The 19945-nt window shown below is 65.8% G+C and carries 15 protein-coding genes and 1 pseudogene; 4 read left to right on the top strand and 12 right to left on the bottom strand.

Going from position 1 to position 19945, the window contains the following annotated elements; genetic code table 11:
* Positions 1 to 2: 2 nt before the first annotated feature.
* The 11 genes from ACUXVA_RS03295 to ACUXVA_RS03245 all read right to left on the bottom strand — a co-directional run bounded on the left by ACUXVA_RS03295 (position 3) and on the right by ACUXVA_RS03245 (position 12639).
* Positions 3 to 983 carry an ABC transporter ATP-binding protein gene (locus tag ACUXVA_RS03295; protein WP_445490814.1) on the bottom strand — a complete coding sequence of 327 codons (981 nt, stop codon included), beginning with the start codon at positions 981 to 983 and terminating at the stop codon, positions 3 to 5.
* On the bottom strand, positions 983 to 1900 hold the full coding sequence (locus ACUXVA_RS03290) for an ABC transporter permease (RefSeq protein WP_265081601.1): 918 nt from the start codon (positions 1898 to 1900) through the stop codon (positions 983 to 985). Before ACUXVA_RS03290 ends, ACUXVA_RS03295 begins: the two co-directional genes overlap by 1 nt.
* Positions 1866 to 2825: an ABC transporter permease gene (locus ACUXVA_RS03285; RefSeq protein ID WP_265081602.1), complete on the bottom strand. Its 960-nt coding sequence runs from the start codon at positions 2823 to 2825 to the stop codon at positions 1866 to 1868. The genes ACUXVA_RS03290 and ACUXVA_RS03285 overlap by 35 nt, the downstream gene beginning before the upstream one ends.
* Before the next feature lie 25 nt (positions 2826 to 2850).
* Complete coding sequence (locus ACUXVA_RS03280; RefSeq protein ID WP_265081603.1) at positions 2851 to 4644, bottom strand: peptide ABC transporter substrate-binding protein; 1794 nt, start codon at positions 4642 to 4644, stop codon at positions 2851 to 2853.
* Between the two features lie 258 nt (positions 4645 to 4902).
* Positions 4903 to 6321, bottom strand: coding sequence for a M20 family metallopeptidase (locus ACUXVA_RS03275; RefSeq protein WP_445490811.1), 1419 nt, complete (start codon positions 6319 to 6321; stop codon positions 4903 to 4905).
* Positions 6322 to 6501: 180 nt separating this feature from the next.
* Complete coding sequence (locus tag ACUXVA_RS03270; RefSeq protein ID WP_445490809.1) at positions 6502 to 7734, bottom strand: Zn-dependent hydrolase; 1233 nt, start codon at positions 7732 to 7734, stop codon at positions 6502 to 6504.
* On the bottom strand, positions 7727 to 8512 hold the full coding sequence (locus tag ACUXVA_RS03265; RefSeq protein WP_265081606.1) for an ABC transporter ATP-binding protein: 786 nt from the start codon (positions 8510 to 8512) through the stop codon (positions 7727 to 7729). Before ACUXVA_RS03265 ends, ACUXVA_RS03270 begins: the two co-directional genes overlap by 8 nt.
* Complete coding sequence (locus ACUXVA_RS03260; RefSeq protein WP_265083538.1) at positions 8509 to 9282, bottom strand: ABC transporter permease; 774 nt, start codon at positions 9280 to 9282, stop codon at positions 8509 to 8511. Before ACUXVA_RS03260 ends, ACUXVA_RS03265 begins: the two co-directional genes overlap by 4 nt.
* Before the next feature lie 199 nt (positions 9283 to 9481).
* Positions 9482 to 10426, bottom strand: a complete 945-nt coding sequence (locus tag ACUXVA_RS03255; RefSeq protein WP_445490807.1) for an ABC transporter substrate-binding protein — start codon at positions 10424 to 10426, stop codon at positions 9482 to 9484.
* A gap of 114 nt (positions 10427 to 10540) precedes the next feature.
* On the bottom strand, positions 10541 to 11284 hold the full coding sequence (hutC, locus tag ACUXVA_RS03250; RefSeq protein WP_265081608.1) for a histidine utilization repressor: 744 nt from the start codon (positions 11282 to 11284) through the stop codon (positions 10541 to 10543).
* On the bottom strand, positions 11281 to 12639 hold the full coding sequence (locus ACUXVA_RS03245; protein WP_265081609.1) for a formimidoylglutamate deiminase: 1359 nt from the start codon (positions 12637 to 12639) through the stop codon (positions 11281 to 11283). The genes hutC and ACUXVA_RS03245 overlap by 4 nt, the downstream gene beginning before the upstream one ends.
* Positions 12640 to 12731: 92 nt before the next feature.
* On the opposite strand from ACUXVA_RS03245, the gene hutI reads away from it, so the two are divergent.
* The 4 genes and pseudogenes from hutI to ACUXVA_RS03225 all read left to right on the top strand — a co-directional run bounded on the left by hutI (position 12732) and on the right by ACUXVA_RS03225 (position 18263).
* Positions 12732 to 13946 (top strand): imidazolonepropionase, encoded by a 1215-nt coding sequence (gene hutI / locus ACUXVA_RS03240; RefSeq protein ID WP_445490804.1) that lies wholly within the window; start codon positions 12732 to 12734, stop codon positions 13944 to 13946.
* Positions 13943 to 15454: pseudogene (hutH, locus tag ACUXVA_RS03235) on the top strand (histidine ammonia-lyase); the annotation flags it as partial. The gene hutI and the pseudogene hutH, both read left to right, overlap by 4 nt.
* A 78-nt stretch (positions 15455 to 15532) precedes the next feature.
* Positions 15533 to 17203 (top strand): urocanate hydratase, encoded by a 1671-nt coding sequence (gene hutU, locus ACUXVA_RS03230; protein ID WP_265083539.1) that lies wholly within the window; start codon positions 15533 to 15535, stop codon positions 17201 to 17203.
* A gap of 67 nt (positions 17204 to 17270) precedes the next feature.
* Positions 17271 to 18263: an IS481 family transposase gene (locus ACUXVA_RS03225; RefSeq protein WP_445490802.1), complete on the top strand. Its 993-nt coding sequence runs from the start codon at positions 17271 to 17273 to the stop codon at positions 18261 to 18263.
* A 165-nt stretch (positions 18264 to 18428) separates the two neighbouring features.
* Here ACUXVA_RS03225 and ACUXVA_RS03220 read toward each other — a convergent pair whose 3' ends face one another.
* Positions 18429 to 19730, bottom strand: coding sequence for a PQQ-dependent sugar dehydrogenase (locus tag ACUXVA_RS03220; protein ID WP_265081611.1), 1302 nt, complete (start codon positions 19728 to 19730; stop codon positions 18429 to 18431).
* Between the last annotated feature and the right edge of the window lie 215 nt (positions 19731 to 19945).

Raw genomic sequence — 19945 nt, 5'->3', positions numbered from 1 at the left:
GCTCATGGCACGTCTCCCAGATGGCAGGCCATGCGATGGTCCGGTGCGATCGGCCGCAGCAGCGGCTCGCGTTCCCGACAGACATCCATGACAAAGCGGCAGCGCGGCGCGAAGCGGCAGCCGGGCGCGGGATTGATCAGCACCGGCATGGTGCCGGCGATGGTCTCCAGCCGGGTCTTCAGTCCGGCATCGAGATCGATGCGCGGGATCGAGCGGATCAGGCCCTGGGTGTAGGGATGGCTCGGACGTTCGAACAGGCTGTCGACGCCGGCCTCCTCGACCACCTTGCCGGCATACATCACCACCACGCGCTGCGCGGTTTCCGCGACCACGCCCATGGCATGGGTGATCAGCATCACCGCCATGCCGAAGCGCTCCTTCATGTCCTGCAAGAGGTCGAGGATCTGCGCCTGGATGGTAACGTCGAGCGCGGTGGTGGGCTCGTCGGCGATCACCAGCTTGGGATGGCAGGCCAGCGCCATGGCGATCATCACGCGCTGGCGCATGCCGCCGGAAAACTGGTGCGGGTAATCGTTGACGCGGCCGGCGGCATTGGGGATCTGCACCAGCTTCAGCATCTCCACCGTGCGCGCCATCGCCATTTTCTGCGGCAGCCGCTCGTGGCGCCGCAGGCTCTCGGCAATCTGCTCGCCGACGGTGAGCACGGGGTTGAGCGAGGTCATCGGCTCCTGGAAGATAAAGCCGATCTCCTTGGCCCTGATCTCGTCGAGCTGATGGCTGGTGAGCGGCACCAGGTCGCGGCCCTCGAAGATGATCTCGCCTTCGACGATCTTGCCCGGCGGCATGGCGATCGGCTGCAGGATCGACATCGCCGTGACCGTCTTGCCGGAGCCGGATTCGCCGACCACGCACAGCGTCTCGCCGCGGTTGATGGTGAGGTTCACGCCGTCGACGGCCTGCACGATGCCGTCGTCGGTGGTGAAATGCGTCTTGAGATTCTTGATTTCGAGGAGCGGAATCATCAGATCACCCGCCGCGCATCGAGGGCGTCGCGCAGCCCGTCGCCGATGAAGTTGACGGCGACCACGGCGATGAAGATCGCTGCGCCGGGAAACAGTGCCCAGTGCGCGGCGATGTCGAGATAGTCCTTGGCGTCGTACAGGATGCGGCCCCAGGTCGGGGTGTCCGGCGGAAAGCCGAGGCCGAGAAACGACAGCGTCGACTCGGCGATGATGGCGGCGGCGACGTCGATGGTGCCGGCGATGATCACCGGCCCCAGCGCGTTGGGCAATATGTGGCGGATCACCTGGCGCGCGCGGCTGGCGCCGAGGGCGCGGGCGGCCTCGACGAATTCCTTTTCGCGCAGCGACAGAAATTGCGCGCGGACCAGCCGCGCCACCGGCATCCAGCGCAGCCCGCCGATGACGACAACGATCAGGATGAAGATGCCGCCCTCGGGGCCGAACGCCGCCTTCAGCCCGTCGCGGAACAGATAGATCAGCAGCAGCAGCAGCGGCAGTTGCGGCAGTGCCAGAAAGAGGTCCGTGAGCCACATCAGGAAATGGCCGAGCGCGCCGCGCGACATACCGGCGAGCGCGCCGATCAGCGTGCCGACCAGCACCGAGACCACCATCGCCGCGAAGCCAACGGCAAGCGAGATGCGCCCGCCGGAGATCATGCGGGCCAGAATATCCTGGCCGAGATCGTCGGTGCCGAGCGGGTGCGCGAGCGACGGGCCTTCCAGGCGCGCGGTGAAATCGATCTCGTTGATCCCCACGCGCCACAAGTACGGGCCCAGCACCACCGCCAGAACCAGAACCAGCAGCAGCACCGCGCTGACCACGGCGAGCTTGTGGCGGCGATAGCGCAGCCAGGTCTCGCGCAGCGGCGAATAGCTGCGCCGCTCAGCGGAGCGAGATGCGAGGGTCAAGCCAGCCATACAGAACGTCCGCGATGAGGTTGAAGAGCACGACAAGACAAGCGAAGACAAAGGTCACGGCCATCACCACCGGCGTATCGTTGGCGAGGATCGAGGAAATCAGCAGCGAGCCGATGCCGGGGATGCGGAAGATCTGCTCGGTGACGATGGCGCCGCCGAACACCGCGGGGATCTGCAACGCGATCAGGGTGACCACCGGGATCATCGCATTGCGCATCACATGCTTGACGATGACTCGCCGCTGGCCGATGCCCTTGGCCTTTGCGGTGGTGACGTAATCGAGGCGGATCACGTCGAGCATGGCCGAGCGGACGAAACGCGTCATCGACGCCGCCTGAAACAGGCCGAGCACCATCACCGGCATGATGGCTTGCCGGATCTGTTCGCCGACCCAATGGATGCCGGTCGCCTTGATGTCGGTCGAATAGACGAAGGGCAGCCAGTCCAGCTTCACCGAAAACACCAGGATGAACAGGATTCCGGTGAAGAAGGTCGGCAGCGAGAAGCCGATGAAGGCCAGCGTGTTGGCGACCTGGTCGAACACCGAATAGGGCCTTGTGGCGGCATAGACGCCGACCGGAATCGCAATCAGCAGCGCCAGCACCTGCGACGAGCCGATCACGTAGAGTGTGGTGGACAGTCGTTGGAGGATCAGCGTGTCGACGTTCATCCGGCTGACAAAGGAAAAGCCCCAGTCGCCGTGCACCATGGCCACCAGCCAGTGCACGTAGCGCAGGTAGATCGGATCGTCGAGGCCGAATTTCATCCGCAGCGCCTCGCGGACTTCGGGCGGCACGTTGGGATTGGTGGCGAGTTCGGAAAACGGATCGCCCGGCGCCAGCGCCAGCACGATGAACAGGATCAGCGAGATTCCGAGCAGGCTCGGAATGGCGATCAGCAGGCGGCGCAGGATGTACTGGCTCATGACGGAAGCCGTCTGTCCGCTGTCCTCACGCCTCCCTGTACCATTCGTGCAGGTTGTCGGTTTCGTTGGCCCAGCCGGACAGCACCGGGCGCAGCGTGTTGGCCGCGGCCTCCACTTTCAAGCGATGCATCGCCGGGATGAACACGGTGTCCTCCCACATGATGTCGTTGGCCTTGATGTAGAAGGCCGCGCGCTTGACGGGATCGATCTCGCCCTCGGCCGCGTCGATCGCGGCGTCATAGTCCTTGTTGACCCAGCGCGGGAAGTTCAGGCCCTGCCACTTGTTCGCCTTGGTCGCCACGTTGCTGGAATGATAGCGGCGCATGTGCTGGGCGGGGTCGGGCTGGCTCATGGGGATCTGGAACATTTCGAGGTCGGCGTAGAAATGCGGATAGGTGTCCGGATTGCCGACGTCCGAGGAAAAGAAGATCGATGCCACCACCGATTTCAGCTCCATCTCGATGCCGGCCTTCTGGCAGGCCTGCTTGACGATGGCCTGGGTCTTCTGGCGCGGGCCGTTGATGGCGGTCTGGAACAGCAGTTTCATCCGCTTGCCATCCTTGGCGCGGATGCCGTCCGCGCCCGGCTTCCAGCCGGCGTCGTCGAGCAGCTTGATGGCCTTCTCGATGCTGAATTCCCAGCTGGTGTTCTTGGATACGAATTTCTCGGGTCCGTTGAGGAAGTTGGCGGTGGTGCGGCCGGCGCGGCCGTAGATCACGCTCTTGATGGCATTGCGGTCGATCAGCAGCGCCAGCGCCTTGCGGACCGCGGGATCGGAGAACAGCGGATGCTTGGTCTTCATGGAGGAGCGTTCGCCGTCGACCTCGGTGTTCGGGTCGGTGAAATTGAGGGCGATGAATTCGGTGTCGCCGCCGACAGCATAGACCGCCTTGCCCTTGCCGCCCTTTTCCAGGCGCAGCAGGATTTCGTCTTCCACCTGGATGTTCCAGGCAAAGTCATACTCGCCAGTCTGGATCACGGCGCGCGCCGCCGAGACGGCATCGCCGCCACCCTTCATCTCGATGCTGTCGAAGTGCGGGCGGTTGGGTATGTGGTAATCGAGGTTGATCTCGCCGCGGATGAAATCGCCCGGCTTGAACTCGACGAATTTATAGGCGCTGGTGCCGACCGGCTTGAGGTTGGTCGGGGCGTCGCGCGACTTGTCGCCGGTGTAATCCTGGAACAGATGCTTGGGGATGATGGCGCCGGGCGCGCCGACAAAGGCATCGGCCCAGAACGGCGTCGGCTTCTTGAAGGAGATCTTCACCGTGAGATCGTCGATCTTTTCGACGGTGATGTCGCGATGTGCGGCGATGGTGACCGTCGCAGTCGCCGGGTTTTTGGCATATTCCCAGTTGAACACCACGTCGTCGGCGGAGAACGGCTTGCCGTCGTGCCATTTGACGCCGGGCTTCAGTTTCCAGGTCACCGACTTGGCATCGGCGGCGAGGCCGCCATTCTGCAGCGAGGGAATTTCGGCGGCGAGCACCGGGCTGAGATTGCCGTCGGCGTCCCAGCAGGCCAGCGGTTCGTAGAACAGCCGCGAGCCGTCCTGGTCCTTGGTGCCGGTGGCAAAGTGCGGATTGAGCAGCGTCGGGCCCTGCCACCACAGCAGCTTCAGCGGGCCGCCGCCGCCGCGCTTGGTCGGCTTGTAGGTGGACGGCGTCTGCGCCATGGCCACGCCGCCGACCGCGAGCAGTTGCGTCGCCATCGGCGCGGTGAGGCCCAGCGCGATCATGCGTTGAATGAAGCCGCGGCGATCCATGCGACCGTTTTTGACGCCATCGATCATCGTTTGCAGTTCGGTGCCCAGCTTCATCGTCCACTCGTTCGGTTGGCGTGATCGCGGGTCGCCCCGCCGCATAGTCCAGGGACGTAAGATGGCACACCGAACGTGCCGCAAGTCAACGTCATGCGGGGTGGCGTCGCGGATCGATTGGCCGTTGCTTGGGCAGATTTCTACTGCGGCGCACAACGCTTCGGCAAACCGAAGGTATCGCTCTGCCAAAACGTGGGCGCGGCTGCCCCAGCGTGCAAAAAATTTGTTCGCTGGGACACGATTATCGGACGCTTCGGATCACGCCAATGACATGCGCAGCGGCGGCGCAACATCGCCTGGCAGCGGACTCACATAGGGCGTGCGGGCGGTGCGCCGGTCGAGGTCGGCCTTGGCGGCGGCGATCAGGTCCGGTTCGATCAGCGCCTTGACGCCGAGGCCCGCCATCGCCTTGGCGGCCTGCACCATGGCCTTGTGGGCGTGCGAGCTCTTGCCTTGCGCCACCACCTGCCAGGTGTGCAGCGGCGTGCCGATGGCGATCGAGGGCGCATGGACCTGGACGGTGGGGACCACCCGGCTGACGTCGCCGACATCGGTGGAGCCGACCAGCGGATTGCGCTTGGCGTCGAACGGCACCAGGAAATCCGCCAGCGGCTTGTCGGTCGGATCCATGCCGATGGTGTAGTAGACCGAGTCGATGTCCTTCTCGGTCAGCGTGGCCTGGATCTGCGACGCGAAGCTCCTGTCGTCGTCGTCGAAATGCGGCGGGCCGAGGTCTTCCATGACCTTGAACAGCGCCTCTTCCAGCGGCGTATTGGCCAGCGTGTTGGAGACGGCGGAAACGATCTGCATCTTCACGGTGGTTTCGGTCATCAGCGCCGCGCCCTCCGCGATCTTCTGCACGCGCCCGACCAGTTCGGTCATGCCGGGCAGGTCGCGGGCGCGAATCGAATAGCGCACGCGGGCATGGGCCTGCACCACGTTGGGCGCGATGCCGCCGGTGTCGAGCACCGCATAGTGGACGCGGGCGTCGCTGGGCATGTGCTCGCGCATGTAGTTGACGCCGACATTCATCAGCTCCACGGCATCGAGCGCGCTGCGGCCCAGATGCGGCGACGCGGCGGCATGGGACGTCCGCCCGGTGAAGTTGAAATCGGCGCGCGTGTTGGCCAGCGAGGGCGTCACCGCCACTTCCCAGAAGCTGGAGGGGTGCCAGGTGACGGCGATGTCCACGTCGTCGAAATCGCCGGAGCGCACCATGAAAGCCTTGGCAGCGCCGCCCTCTTCCGCCGGGCAGCCGTAATAGCGCACCCGCCCGGGCACCTTGTGGGTGGCCAGCCAGTCCTTCACCGCCGTGGCGGCGAGCAGGGCGGCCGATCCAAGCAGGTTGTGGCCGCAGCCATGGCCATGGCCGCCGGCCTCGATCGGGCGGGGCTCGGCTATGCCTGCTTCCTGGCTCAATCCGGGCAGGGCATCGTATTCGCCGAGAAAGGCGATGACGGGACCTCCCTCGCCCCATTCGCCCATCAGCGCGGTGGGGATGCCGGCGAGGTTCTCGGTGATGCGGAAACCCTGATGCTGCAGCTCGGCCAGATGTTCGGCGCAGGAGCGCGCTTCGGTGTAGCAGACCTCCGGCATCGCCCAGACCCGATCGCTCAGCGCGACGAAACGCGGCTTGATGGCGTCAACGTGACGCCAGATGTCAGTGCGGTTGTCCATCTGCAGGATCCTGATCGAGTTCGAGAGTGAAATGGCTAGCAGCTTCGCCGCACCGCGCCTAGCACCGCTCCGGCACACCTGCCGTGCCCCCGGGCCATACATGCAAACCGTAGACCGCTCGATGATCCCACGCGGCGGCAGCTGCGCGGCTTCCCGGATGGCGGCTTTGTTGTCGTCGGCCTATCCCGCCAGCAGCCGCCGGCAGGCGTCGACATAGACCTGTGCGCCGGTGACAATGTCGGCGTCAGCGGTGTTTTCGGTCCAGTGATGGCTGACGCCGCCGATCGACGGCACGAACAGCATGCCGGCCGGCATGATCGTCGCCAGCACCTGCGCATCGTGTCCGGCGCCGCTCGGCATGCGCAGCGAACGGCCGCCGGCAACGGCGGCGCTCGCCGCCTCGATGGCCTCCTGGATCTTGCCATCCATCATGGCGGGTGCGCCAACGCGCAGCCGTTCGACGGTGACGCGGCAGCGCCCCTGCGCCGTAGCCTCGTCCGCCATGCCCCGCAGCAGCTCCTCGAGCCGTGCGATCACGGACGGATCGTCGTCGCGAATCTGGAACAGCATCTCGGCATGGCCGGGGATGATGCTCGGCGCGCCCGGATCCAGCGTGATGCGGCCGGTGGTCCATACGGTGCGCGGCCCGCACATCGCCGGAAATCGTTCGTCGATGGCCACGCAGAACCGCGCCAGCGCCAGTCCGGCATCCTTGCGCACCGCCATGCGGGTGGTGCCGGCATGGTTCTGTTCGCCGGTGAAATCGATCCGGTATTGCCAGATGCCGACGATGGAGGTGACGACGCCGATGGCAAGACGGCCATCCTCCAGCGTCTGGCCCTGTTCGATATGCGCTTCGAGATAGCCGATATGCCGCGCGGGCTCGGCGGTGATGCGTGGGCGGCCGGCGAGCCCGGCGTCGCGCAGCGCGTCGCGCAGGGCACGGCCGCTCGAGCGGTCGCGCGCGGCGTCGATATCCGCCTCGGTGACGTCGCCGACAAAAGAACGGCTGCCGAGGAAGCTGCCGAAATGGCCTTCCTCGTCGCACCAGGCCGCGACTTCGACTGCGCCGTTCAAATCCGGGTTGGGATTGATGACGCGCGCCGCCTCCAGCGCATAGATTACGCCGAGCGGCCCATCGAGCCAGCCGGCATAGTTCTGGCTTTCCAGATGCGATCCCGCCAGCAGCTTCGGACCGGCCTTGCTGCTGATGCCCAGCACGTTGCCGATGCCGTCGATGGTGGCCGTCAACCCGGCCTCGGGAAGTCGCGCCGCGAGCCAGTGCAGCGATTGCACATGCGGCTCGGAGAAAGTCGGCTTGTGCACGCCGGTCTTGTAGGCGCCGATGGCGCGCAGCGCGTTGAGGTCGGCGAGAACCCGGGCGCCGTCAACGGACAAATGATGGTCAGGCATGATCTGCTACTTTCAGGGCCTCGACGCGGATTTCCTCGACAAGGCGTTCCTTCAGGGCGACGAATTCCGGCGTCGTCTTGATCTTGTAGGAGCGCGGATGCGGCAGGTCGACGGCGATCTCCGCCTTGATGCGCCCCGGCCGTGCGCTCATGACGATGACGCGGCTGCCGAGGAAGATGGCTTCCTCGATATCGTGGGTGACGAACAGTACGGTCTTCTGGTCGCGCTCCCAGATCCCCAGCAGCATCTCCTGCATCAAGGCGCGGGTCTGGTTGTCGAGCGCGCCGAACGGCTCGTCGAGCAGCAGGATCTTTGGATCGTTGGCCAGCGCGCGCGCAATGGCGGTGCGCTGCTGCATGCCACCGGACAGCTGCTTCGGCCAGTGGTTCTCGAAGCCCGCAAGGCCGACCCTCTGGATGAAGCCGTCGGCGATGCGGCCGCGTTCGGCTTCCGACACGCCGCGCTCGCGCAGGGCGAAGGCTATGTTCTCGCGCACCGTCAGCCATGGAAACAGCGTGTAGGACTGGAACACCATGCCGCGGTCGGCGCCGGGTCCGGTGACCTCCTGGCCGTCGAGCATCACGCGGCCGGTGGTGGGACGGTCGAGCCCGGCGATGATGCGCAGCAGCGTCGACTTTCCGCAGCCCGAGGGGCCGAGGATGGTGGCGAAGTCGTTGTTGCCGACCTTGAGGTCGGTGGGCTCCAGCGCCTGCGTCGGCGCATGGCCGGCGCGCGCGGGGAAGGTGCGGGAAACCTGATCGATCAACAGCGTGGTCATGCCAGCTTCCACGGAAACAGCCAGGCGTTGAACGCCTTGAACAGGAAATCCGACAACAGGCCGATCAGCCCGATGACGATGATGCCGAAGATGATCTGCCCGGTGTTGAGCAGCGCCTGGCTGTCAGTGATCATGTGGCCGATGCCCGAGGACGAGCCGATCAGTTCGGCGACGATGACATAGGTCCAGGCCCAGCCGAGAACCAGCCGGAGGATCTCGGCGATCTCCGGCGCGGAGGAGGGCAGCAGCACGCGGCGGATCACGCCGCTGTCGCTGGCGCCGAGCGTATAGGCGGCCTCGACCAGATCGCGGCGGGTGTTGCCGACATTGACGGCGATCATCAGCACGATCTGGAACACCGAGCCGATGAAGATCACCAGCAGCTTCTGCAGCTCGCCGATGCCCGCCCACAGGATCAGCAGCGGAATGAAGGCCGAGGCCGGCAGGTAGCGCGCGAACGAGACGAACGGCTCCAGCAGCGCCTCGATCGGCTTGTAGGCGCCCATCAATACGCCGAGCGGCACCGCGACAACCATCGCCAGCACGAAGCCGCCGACCACCCGCCAGATCGTCATGCCGATGTCGAACAGGAAGCCATACTTGGTCAGCAGCTCCCAGCCCTCATGCACCATGGTCAGCGGATTGGCGAGAAACGTCTTCGACACGTAGCCGCCGAAGGTCGCCCACGACCACACCGCCACGAACAGCACGAAGAACGCAAAACCGTAGGCGACGCGCTGTCGCGATGTCACGGGGTCGAGGGGACGTATCACAGGGGCGCTATCCTTGGCGTCTGGTTAAAGTTGAAAGGAAGGAGATCGTGTCCCGGGCGCGGTGCAGCGTCCTTCGCGCTGCTCCGCAGAACCGGGACCCCGGTCCACTCATCACCGGGACCCCGGATCTGCAGCGCACCACGCCGCGAAGGGCGGCGCGTTGCGCTGCGTCCGGGGAACGCTTGGCGTTTGCAGGCTACTTGATGTAGCTGGCGTCGTAGAGGTCATCGATCTTCGGTACCGCCTTGATGATGCCGATCTCCAGCAGCAGCTCCGCGGCTTCCTTGTTGAAGGCCTGGAATTCGCTGGTGAAGAACTTCTGGTTGGCGGCCTTGTCCTGCCAGCGCAGGTACTTCGCCGAATTGCCGAAGGCTTCGGCGGACTGCTTCACATCGGCGCCCATGATCTCGTAGGACTTGGCCTGGTCCTTCTCGATCATCGCGATGGCCTCGAAATAGCTGTTGGCCAGCGCCTTGGCGGCTTTTGGATTGTCGGCGAGGAATTTCGGCGTACAGCCGAAGGTGTCCATGACCATCGGATAGTCCAGCGTGGTGGCGATGATCTTGCCCTTGTCGGGTGCGGCGCGCACCGTCGAGAGATAGGGCTCGTAAGTCATGGCGGCATCGTTCTGGCCGGAGACGAAGGCTTGCGCCGCGGCGGCCGGCTCAAGGTTCACCACGGTGACATCCTTCACCGTGAGGCCGTTCTTCTTGAGCATCCAGGCCAGCGCGAAATAGGGCGAGGTGCCCGGCGCGGAAGCGGCGACCGTCTTGCCCTTGAGATCCTTGATCGATGCGATGTCGCTGCGCGTGGCCATGCCGTCGGCGCCGTAGCTCTTGTCGAGCTGGAAGATCTGCTTGGTGGCAACGCCGTTGGCATTCCATGAAATCCAGGTCTCGACGGTGGTCGCCGCGCACTGCACGTCGCCCGAGGCGATCGCCAGATGGCGGTCCTTCTGCGGGATCTTCTTGATCGTCACGTCGAGGCCGTTCTTCTTGAAGATGCCGGCCTGGTTGGCGAGCGTGAGCGGCGCAAATCCGGTCCAGCCTGAGATCGCGATGTTGACCTTCACGTCCTGCGCAATGGCCGGTGCGGCGGCGAGAAGCGTGGCGGCGACGACAATTTTTCCAAGATGACGCATGGCTGTATCCCTTTGCTGGTTTATCGATTGTGTCGTTCTGGTTGCCTCAGACGGTGAGGTGGCTCTGTAAAATACCGCTGCATAAATTGTGCCGTATCGATATCGATATCATTCTCAGCCACCCTTGAACCGTGCAACCAGTTTGTGCGACTCGCCGGGATAGACGAGGCGTACGGCGGTGATGGCCTGCGCGCCGCGCCAGGTGTGGCGTTCGATCACCAGGCAGGGCGCACCGACTGCAATATCAAGCGCCGCGGCCGTCTGATCGTTGGCGACAATGGCGCTGATGGCATGTTCGGCCTCGGTCCATGGGACATGATGAAGCAGCCACGAGCCGGGCGGCTCGGCGGCGAAATCCGCGGCGGCAGCGTCCGGCACGGCGTCGAGATCGATCAGCCGGTCCTCGATGGCGAACGGCACGCCGTCGGCGCTGTGGCGGCAGGCAATCGCCATCACCCGGCCGGTCTTGCGCACGCGCAGCCGTGCGCGGTCGGCAGCGGTTGCGGCGCGGCGCGAAGACTTGATCATCTCGTAGCCGTAGCTACGGCCGAGCGCGGTGATCTCCGCACGGATGTCGGCGATCTCCAGAACCGCCGAGAGAAAGTTGGGACGGCGCACGAAGGTGCCGGCGCGCCGCCGCCGCTCGATCAGATCGCCCTGCGCCAGTTCGGAAAGCGCCTTGCTCACGGTCATCCGCGAACAGCCGTAATGCGTCATCAACTCGTGTTCGAAGGGGATGCGGTAGCCCGGCGGCCACTCGCCGGTCAGGATGCGCTGCTCGATATCGAGCCGGATCTGCTTGTACAGCGTTGGCCTGTCGACCGTGTCGGCCTTGGCGCGCTGCGGGGCGGCGCTCATGCGACCAGCCTGCGCATTGCTGCATTGAATGTCTCGCGCGCCTGTTGCCGCAGCCGGTGGCGTCCGCCTTCCACCAGCTTCGCGCCGCCGGCCCAGGCGCAATCGATCGCTCCCGCACCGGCGGCGAAGATCCAGCCGTCGAGCACGGCATCGCGGCTGCGCCCCGCCAGCGACGGATGGGCGGTGTCGAGCGTGACGATATCGGCGCGGGCGCCGACCTGCAGTCCGACCGCCGGCTGCGCAAGCGCCTGGCCGCCGCCGGCCAGTGCGGCATCGAGCAGCGCGCGGCCGGTCGAGACGCCGGGCCCGCCCGACAACACGTTGCGCTCGCGATGCTTGAGCCGCTGGCCATATTCGAGCTGGCGCAGTTCGGCATCGACGCCGATCAGGATGTTGGAATCGGTGCCGATGCCGATGCGGCCGCCGGCGCCAAGAAATTCGCGGCCGGGAAAGATGCCGTCGCCGAGGCTCGCTTCGGTCAGCGGGCAAAGTCCTGCAACGGCGCCGCTCGCGGCCAGCGCCGCGGTTTCCGCCGGCGTCATGTGCGTCGCGTGGATCAGGCACCAGCGTTGATTGACGGGCGCATGGTCAAGCAGCCATGCGACCGGTCGCTGGCCCGACCAGGCGACGCAGTCCTCGACCTCGCGCACCTGTTCGGCGGCGTGAATATGCAGCGGGCCGCCTGCGGCCAGCGGTAGCAGCGCCGCCAGCTCGTCCGGCGTCACGGCGCGCAGGCTGTGCGGCGCGATGCCGAGATTGGCACCGGGCAGTGCGCGGATCGCGGTGCGGCTGGCGTCCACCAGCTTTGCGAACTGATCGACGGAGCAGATGAAGCGGCGCTGGCCTTCATGCGGTGCGGTGCCGCCGAACGTTCCATGGGCATAGAAGCACGGCAGCAGCGTCAGCCCGATGCCTGTGACCTCAGCGGCGCGGGCGATGCGCGTGGCCATCTCCGCGGGGTTGGCGTAAAGCGCGCCGTCGTGGTCATGATGCAGATAATGGAATTCGCCGACCCGCGTAAAACCCTGTTCGAGCATCTCGACATAAAGCAGCGTCGCGACCGCCTGGGTGTCTTCGGGAGTCATGGTCAGCGCGAAGCGATACATGGTCTCGCGCCAGGTCCAGAATGTATCCGCGGCATCGCCGCGAATTTCTGCGAGACCGGCCATGCCGCGCTGGAAGGCGTGGCTGTGCAGGCTGGCTATTCCGGGGATTGCGAGTTGGTGACGTTCATCGCCGGCAGCCGGCGCGACGCCGGCCGTGACCTTGGCGATGGTGCCATCGGTCACCTCCACCTGCACGTCATCGGCCCACCCCGCGGGGAGCAACGCCGATCCGAAATGCAGAGTTGACATGTTTCCAAAACCGGATGGACAGGACTGCAGCGCGATAATATGTATAGACATATCGAGTTTGTCGTCAAGCTTCTGTAGTTGGGAAGTCCCGCATGGCCGAGCGCTTCGATCGGATCTGGCACGATGCCCGGCTCGCCACTGTGCGCGCGGATCTTCCCGACCTCGGCGCCATCGACTATGGCGTGATCGCCGCCCGCGATGGCCGCATCGTCTTCGCCGGCGCGAAATCCGATTTTCCCGTCGATGCCGATGCGGTCGAGCGCATCGATTGTGCCGGCCGCTGGATCACGCCGGGGCTGGTGGATTGCCATACCCATCTGGTGTTCGGCGGCAACCGCGCCCACGAATTCGAGTTGCGGCTGCAGGGTGCCAGCTACGAGGAGATCGCGCGCGCCGGTGGCGGCATCGTCTCGACGGTGGCGGCGACGCGGGCCGCCAGCGAGGCTGAACTTGTCGCCGGCGCGCTGCCGCGGCTTGACGCGCTGATCGGCGAAGGCGTGACCACGCTGGAGATCAAGTCCGGCTACGGGCTCAATCTTGAGACCGAGCTGCGGCAGTTGTCCGCCGCCCGCGCGCTCGGCCGGCAGCGGCCGGTTACTGTCCGCACCAGCTTTCTCGGCGCCCATGCGCTGCCGCCGGAAGCCGGTGGCGACAAGGATCGCTATATCGACCTCGTCTGCAACGAGATGCTGCCGGCGGTGGCGCGCGCCGGCCTCGCCGATGCCGTCGACGCCTTCATGGAAGGCATCGCCTTCTCCGCCGAGCAGACCGCGCGCGTCTTTCACGCAGCCAAGGTGCTGGGGCTGCCGGTCAAGTTGCATGCGGACCAACTGTCGAACCTCGGCGGCGCGGCGCTGGCTGCGCAATTCTCGGCGCTGTCGGCCGATCATCTCGAACACACCGATGACGCCGGCGCCGCGGCGATGGCAAAAGCAGGGACGGTGGCCGTGCTGCTGCCCGGCGCGTTCTATTTCATTCGCGAGACGTCGAAGCCGCCGCTCGATCTGTTCCGCGCCCACGGCGTGCACATGGCGCTGGCCACCGACTGCAATCCCGGCAGCTCACCGCTGACCTCGCTGCTGCTCGCCATGAACATGGGCGCGACATTGTTCCGGATGACCGTTGCCGAATGCCTCGCCGGCGTGACCCGCGAAGGCGCGCGCGCCCTCGGCGTGCTCGCCGACACCGGCACGCTGGAGGCCGGCAAACGCTGCGATCTGGCGATCTGGAACATCGAGCGTCCGGCCGAACTCGTCTACCGCATGGGCTTCAATCCCCTGCACGACCGGGCCTGGATGGGCCGATGAGCAGCCGCACTGCATCCCTCGTCGTTTCGCCGGGCAAGGTGACGCTTGAGGATCTCCGGCAGGTGCTGGCCGGCGCGTCGGTCGTGCTCGATCCGTCGTTCTGGCCGTCGGTCGAGGCGGCTGCCGGTATCGTCGAAAAGGCCGCCGCTGCCGCCGCGCCGGTCTACGGCATCAATACCGGCTTCGGCAAGCTGGCGTCGAAGCGCATTCCGCCCGATCAGACCGCGCTGCTGCAGCGCAATCTCATCGTGTCGCATTGCTGCGGTGTCGGGCAGCCTACGCCAGAGCCGGTCGTGCGGCTGATGATAGCGCTCAAGATCATCTCCTTGGGGCGCGGCGCGTCCGGCGTGCGTCGCGTCGTCATCGAACAATTGCAGGCGCTGCTGGCGCACGGCATTTATCCGCTGGTGCCGCAGCAGGGCTCGGTCGGCGCCTCCGGCGATCTGGCGCCGCTGGCGCATATGACCGCGGTGATGATCGGCGAGGGGCAGGCGTTGGTCGACGGTGCAGTGGTGCCGGGGCGGGATGCGTTGGCTGCTGCCGGCCTCGCGCCACTGACGCTCGGCCCGAAGGAAGGCTTGGCGCTGATCAACGGCACACAGTTCTCCACGGCCTATGCCATCTCCGGATTGTTGCGCGCCCACGATCTCGCTTGCGCGACGTTGGTCACCGGCGCGCTGTCGGTCGATGCGGCGATGGCCTCGACGGCGCCGTTCCGTCCGGAGATCCAGCGATTGCGCGGCCATGCCGGTCAGATCGCGGCGGGTGCGGCGCTGACCGCGCTGCTCGACGGCAGCGACATCCGCAACTCGCATCTCGAAGGCGACGAGCGTGTGCAGGATCCCTATTGCCTGCGCTGCCAGCCGCAGGTGGCCGGCGCCGTGCTCGACCTCTTGACGCAGGCGGCGCGCACGCTGACCATCGAGGCCAATGCGGTCACCGACAATCCGCTGGTGCTGGTCGAGACCGGCGAAATCGTCTCCGGCGGAAACTTTCATGCCGAGCCGGTGGCGTTTGCCGCCGACCAGATCGCATTGGCGCTGTCGGAGATCGGCGCCATCAGCGAGCGACGCATCGCCACTCTGGTCGACCCCGCGTTGAACTTCGGCCTGCCGCCTTTTCTCACGCCCGACCCCGGCATCAATTCTGGCTTCATGATCGCCGAAGTGACGGCTGCCGCGCTCTATGCCGAGAACAAGCAGCGCGCCGCGGCCTGCTCGATCGACTCGACGCCGACCAGTGCAAACCAGGAGGACCACGTGTCGATGGCCGCCCATGCCGCGCGCCGGTTGTCTGACATGGCCGACAATCTCGCCGCTATCCTCGGCATCGAACTACTGGTAGCGGCGCAGGGCATCGAGCTGCGCGCGCCGCATGCCACGAGTCCGGCGCTGGCGGCGGTGATCGCGCTGTTGCGCGAACAGGTGCCGGCGCTCGGCGCCGATCGCTACATGGCCGACGATATGGCGAAGGCCACCGCGCTGGTTGCGTCCGGTCGGCTGCCCGCCGCTGCGATGGCGGTGCTCACCAACAATCCGTTTCCAGAACTTGCCTTAAGCAATGCTTGCCGAGAAAGGTCATTCGTCATGAACCGCCGACTGGACAACGCGCGCGTCATCCGTTCGCCGCGCGGATCGGAGATCAGCGCCAAGAGCTGGCTGACCGAAGCGCCGTTGCGCATGCTGATGAACAATCTCGATCCCGACGTGGCGGAGCGGCCGAGCGAACTCGTGGTCTATGGCGGCATCGGTCGCGCCGCCCGCGACTGGGACAGCTTTGATCGCATTGTGGCGGCGCTGCGCAAGCTCGATGACGACCAGACATTGCTGGTGCAGTCCGGCAAGCCGGTCGGCGTGTTCCGCACCCACAAGGACGCGCCGCGCGTGCTGATCGCCAATTCCAACCTGGTGCCGCATTGGGCGACGCTGGATCACTTCAACGAGCTCGACAAGCTCGGCCTGATGATGTTCGGCCAGATGACCGCGGGCTCGTGGATCTACATCGGCAGCCAGGGCATCGTGCAGGGCACCTACGAAACCTTCGTCGAGGTCGGCCGTCGCCACTATGGCGGCAGCCTTGCCGGCCGCTGGATCCTGACTGCGGGCCTTGGCGGCATGGGCGGCGCGCAGCCGCTCGCTGCCACCATGGCCGGCGCGTCCATGCTGGCGGTCGAATGCCAGCCGAGCCGCATCGAGATGCGGCTGCGCACCGGCTATCTCGACCGCCAGGCGGCGACCCTCGACGAGGCGCTGGCGATCATGGCGCAGGCAGCGCAAGACAAGAAGCCGGTCTCGGTCGGCCTGCTCGGCAATGCCGCCGATATCTTTCCCGAACTGGTGCGCCGTGGTGTGCGTCCGGACATCGTCACCGACCAGACCAGCGCCCACGATCCGATCAACGGCTATCTGCCGAAGGGCTGGACGCTCGATCAGTGGGCCGCCAAGCGCGAGAGCGATCCGAAGGCGGTGGAAGCCGCCGCCAAGACCTCCATGGTCGGCCACGTCCAGGCGATGCTGGACTTTCATGCCCAGGGCATTCCCACCCTCGACTACGGCAACAACATTCGCCAGATGGCCAAGGACATGGGCCTCGCCAACGCCTTCGATTTTCCCGGCTTCGTGCCGGCCTATATCCGCCCGCTGTTCTGCCGCGGCATCGGTCCGTTCCGCTGGGCCGCGCTATCCGGCGATCCCGAGGACATCTATCGCACCGACGCCAAGGTCAAGGAGCTGATGCCGGACGACAAGCATCTGCATCACTGGCTCGACATGGCGCGCGAGCGTATCCAGTTCCAGGGCCTGCCGGCGCGGATCTGCTGGGTCGGTCTCGGCGATCGTCATCGTCTCGGCCTTGCCTTCAACGAGATGGTCGCAAGCGGCGAGTTGAAGGCGCCGATCGTGATTGGTCGCGATCATCTCGACAGCGGCTCGGTCGCCAGCCCCAACCGCGAGACCGAGGCGATGCGCGACGGATCCGACGCGGTATCCGACTGGCCGCTGCTCAATGCGCTGCTCAATTGCGCCAGCGGCGCCACCTGGGTGTCGCTGCATCACGGCGGCGGCGTCGGCATCGGCTATTCCCAGCACGCCGGCATGGTGATCGTCGCCGACGGCACGCCCGACGCGGCGCGCCGCATCGAGCGCGTGCTGTGGAACGATCCCGCCACCGGGGTGATGCGCCACGCCGATGCGGGCTACGACAGCGCGATCGAATGCGCCAAGACCAACGGGCTCGATCTGCCCGGGGTGACGTCGTAGCGCGTTCTAGATGTTTGGTCCCAGCATTTGATGGTGCATTATTCTCCGACGGTTGGAAGGATGCGCTATGGGACAGGTTCACCACGGGAGCGCCACAACGACAGCGGCGGTCCGTCGAGCGATACAACATAGTCAAGAGAGCCTGAGGGTCTTGGCCAGGCGGCATGGGATCAATCCCAAGACCGTCGCCAAGTGGAAGGCGCGGGCCTCGGTCGAAGATCTACGAACCGGGCCGAAAGACCCGAAGTCGACGGTTCTGACGGTCGAGGAAGAGGCGCTTATTGTCGCCTTCCGGCGGCACACGCTGCTGCCGCTCGATGACTGCTTGTATGCCCTGCAACCAACCATCCCGCATCTGACGCGCTCGTCACTGCATCGCTGCCTGCAGCGCCACGACATCTCGCGATTGCCTGAAGTCGAGGGCGACAAGCCAGATCGGCGTAAGTTCAAGGCCTATCCGATCGGCTACTTTCACATCGACATCGCCGCGGTCCGCACCGAGCAGGGCAAGCTCTATCTGTTCGTGGGGATCGACCGGACCTCAAAGTTCGCCTTCGTCGAGTTGCACGAGAAAGCCACTCGGCGCATCGCCGGCGACTTCCTGCGCCACCTGATCGCGGCCGTGCCCTACAAGATCCACACCGTGCTGACCGACAATGGCACGCACTTCACCACGCCCGGTGCCGGTGGCTCAGCGGTCCCTGAGATCAAGCTGGCCCTCGAGCGTGGCGAGCCGGTCTGGGCCCATGGCTTCGAGTTGGCTTGCGCCCAGGCCGACATCGATCATCGCCTCACCAAGCCCAAGCACCCCTGGACCAATGGCCAGGTCGAACGGATGAACCGGACTATCAAGGAAGCGACCGTCAAGCGCTTCCACTACGAGACCCACGACCAACTCCGTCGCCACCTCGGCGACTTCATCGACGCCTACAACTTCGCGCGTCGGCTAAAGACCCTGCAGGGCCTCACACCCTACGAGTACGTTTGTAAGATTTGGACAAAAGAGCCCACCAGATTCAATGTTGATCCGACCCATCAAAGTCCGGGACTAAACATCTAGTTGGGGGTCGTGCCCCGGACGCGGTGCACCACGCCGCCGCTTGGGCGGCGTGGTGCGCCGCAGATCCGGGGTCCCGGTTGCGTCTACAGAAATCGGGGTCCCGGATCTGCAGTGCGGCACTTCGCGCCGCGCTGCGTCCGGGACACGGCCGAATTGAGTGAGCCTCTACGCTGCGGTGACGCGCCAGATCACGTCGCCCACATCGTCGGCGACCAGCAGCGCGCCTTCGGGCGTGAGGAACACGCCGACCGGCCGGCCGTAGGATTCCTTTTCGTCCGGCGCGAGGAAGCCCGACAGGATATCGCGCGGCGGACCCGACGGGCGGCCGTTCACGAACGGGATGAACACCACCTTGTAGCCGCTCAACGTGCTGCGATTCCACGAGCCGTGCTGGCCGATCACCATGCCGTCGGGAAAGCCCGGCCAGGTGCCGGCCGGCAGCCAGCACAGGCCGAGTGACGCGGTGTGTCCGCCCAGCGCGTAGTCCGGCGTGATCGTCCTGGCCACCAGCGCGGCGTCCTGCGGCACGCGGTCGTCGACGGTCTTGCCCCAGTAGCAATAGGGCCAGCCGTAGAAGCCACCGTCGCGCACCGAGGTCAGATAGTCCGGCGGCGTCTCGTCGCCGAGGCCGTCGCGCTCGTTGACCACCGTCCACAGCGCGCCTGTTGTGGGCTCGAAGGCGAGGCCCACGGGGTTGCGCAGCCCGCCGGCGAAGATGCGGCTGCTGCCGGTGGCGACGTCGAGTTCATAGACCGCGGCGCGGCCCTCTTCGGTCTCCATGCCCATGTCGGCGATGTTGGTGAGCGAGCCGACGCCGATGTAGATCTTCTTGCCATCGGGGCTCGGCAGCAGGCTGCGGGTCCAGTGCCCGCCCGCCTTGAAATCGGTGAGCTTCTTGCCCGGCGCGGTGATGCTGTCGGCGCCCGCCACATAGGGAAAGGCCACCACGCCGTCGACATTGCCGACATAGAAGGTGTCGTCCAGCAGGGTCATGCCGAATGGCTGGTTCAGCCCTTCCATGAAGGTCTTGCTGATCTCGGCCGTGCCGTCGCCATCGGCGTCGCGCAGCAAAGTGATGCGGTTGGCGCTTTCGCCAAGGGCCGCGGCGCGCCGCATGGTTGCCTGCATGGCGTAGCCGAACACGTTCCTCACGGGGCCTGCGACCTGCGACGCCTCGGCGATCAGCACGTCGCCATTGGGCAGCATGTCGATCCAGCGCGGATGCTTCAGGCCGGTGGCAAAGGCATTGACCTTCAGGCCCGCCGCCACCGTTGGCTTGTGGCCGTCGCTCCAGCCGCGCGCGGTCGGCATCTTCAGCGTCATCAGGGTGCCCTGCGGCCGCGCCGCCGGCACCACCGGCGCGCTGCCCCAGGCCGGTGCGGGTGTTGCGCCCTGCAGCCGGCGCCACTGCAGCGCGGCTCCGCCGATCACCGCGACCACGCGCGCAAAAATTCCGGAAAAGTCCATGTCATTTCCCCATTGATGGCGCGCACCCTATCGAGGCGATGCCGCCTTTGAAACCTAATCTTCGGCGAGCGTGCGGATCGACTTTCCATCGATCGGATACGCGATAGCGATGAATCGTCCGATTCGCGGTTCGAACGGGTTTTGTCCCGCAAGCTCAGATGGTTGTGTTCGATTCTGCCGATCGGCGGTGGCCATCACACAAACGGCTGAAGTTT

The organism is Rhodopseudomonas sp. RCAM05734 (assembly GCF_052658035.1).
Note: the sequence above shows the minus strand (reverse complement) of the source record. Positions and strands in the feature narration are given on the sequence as shown.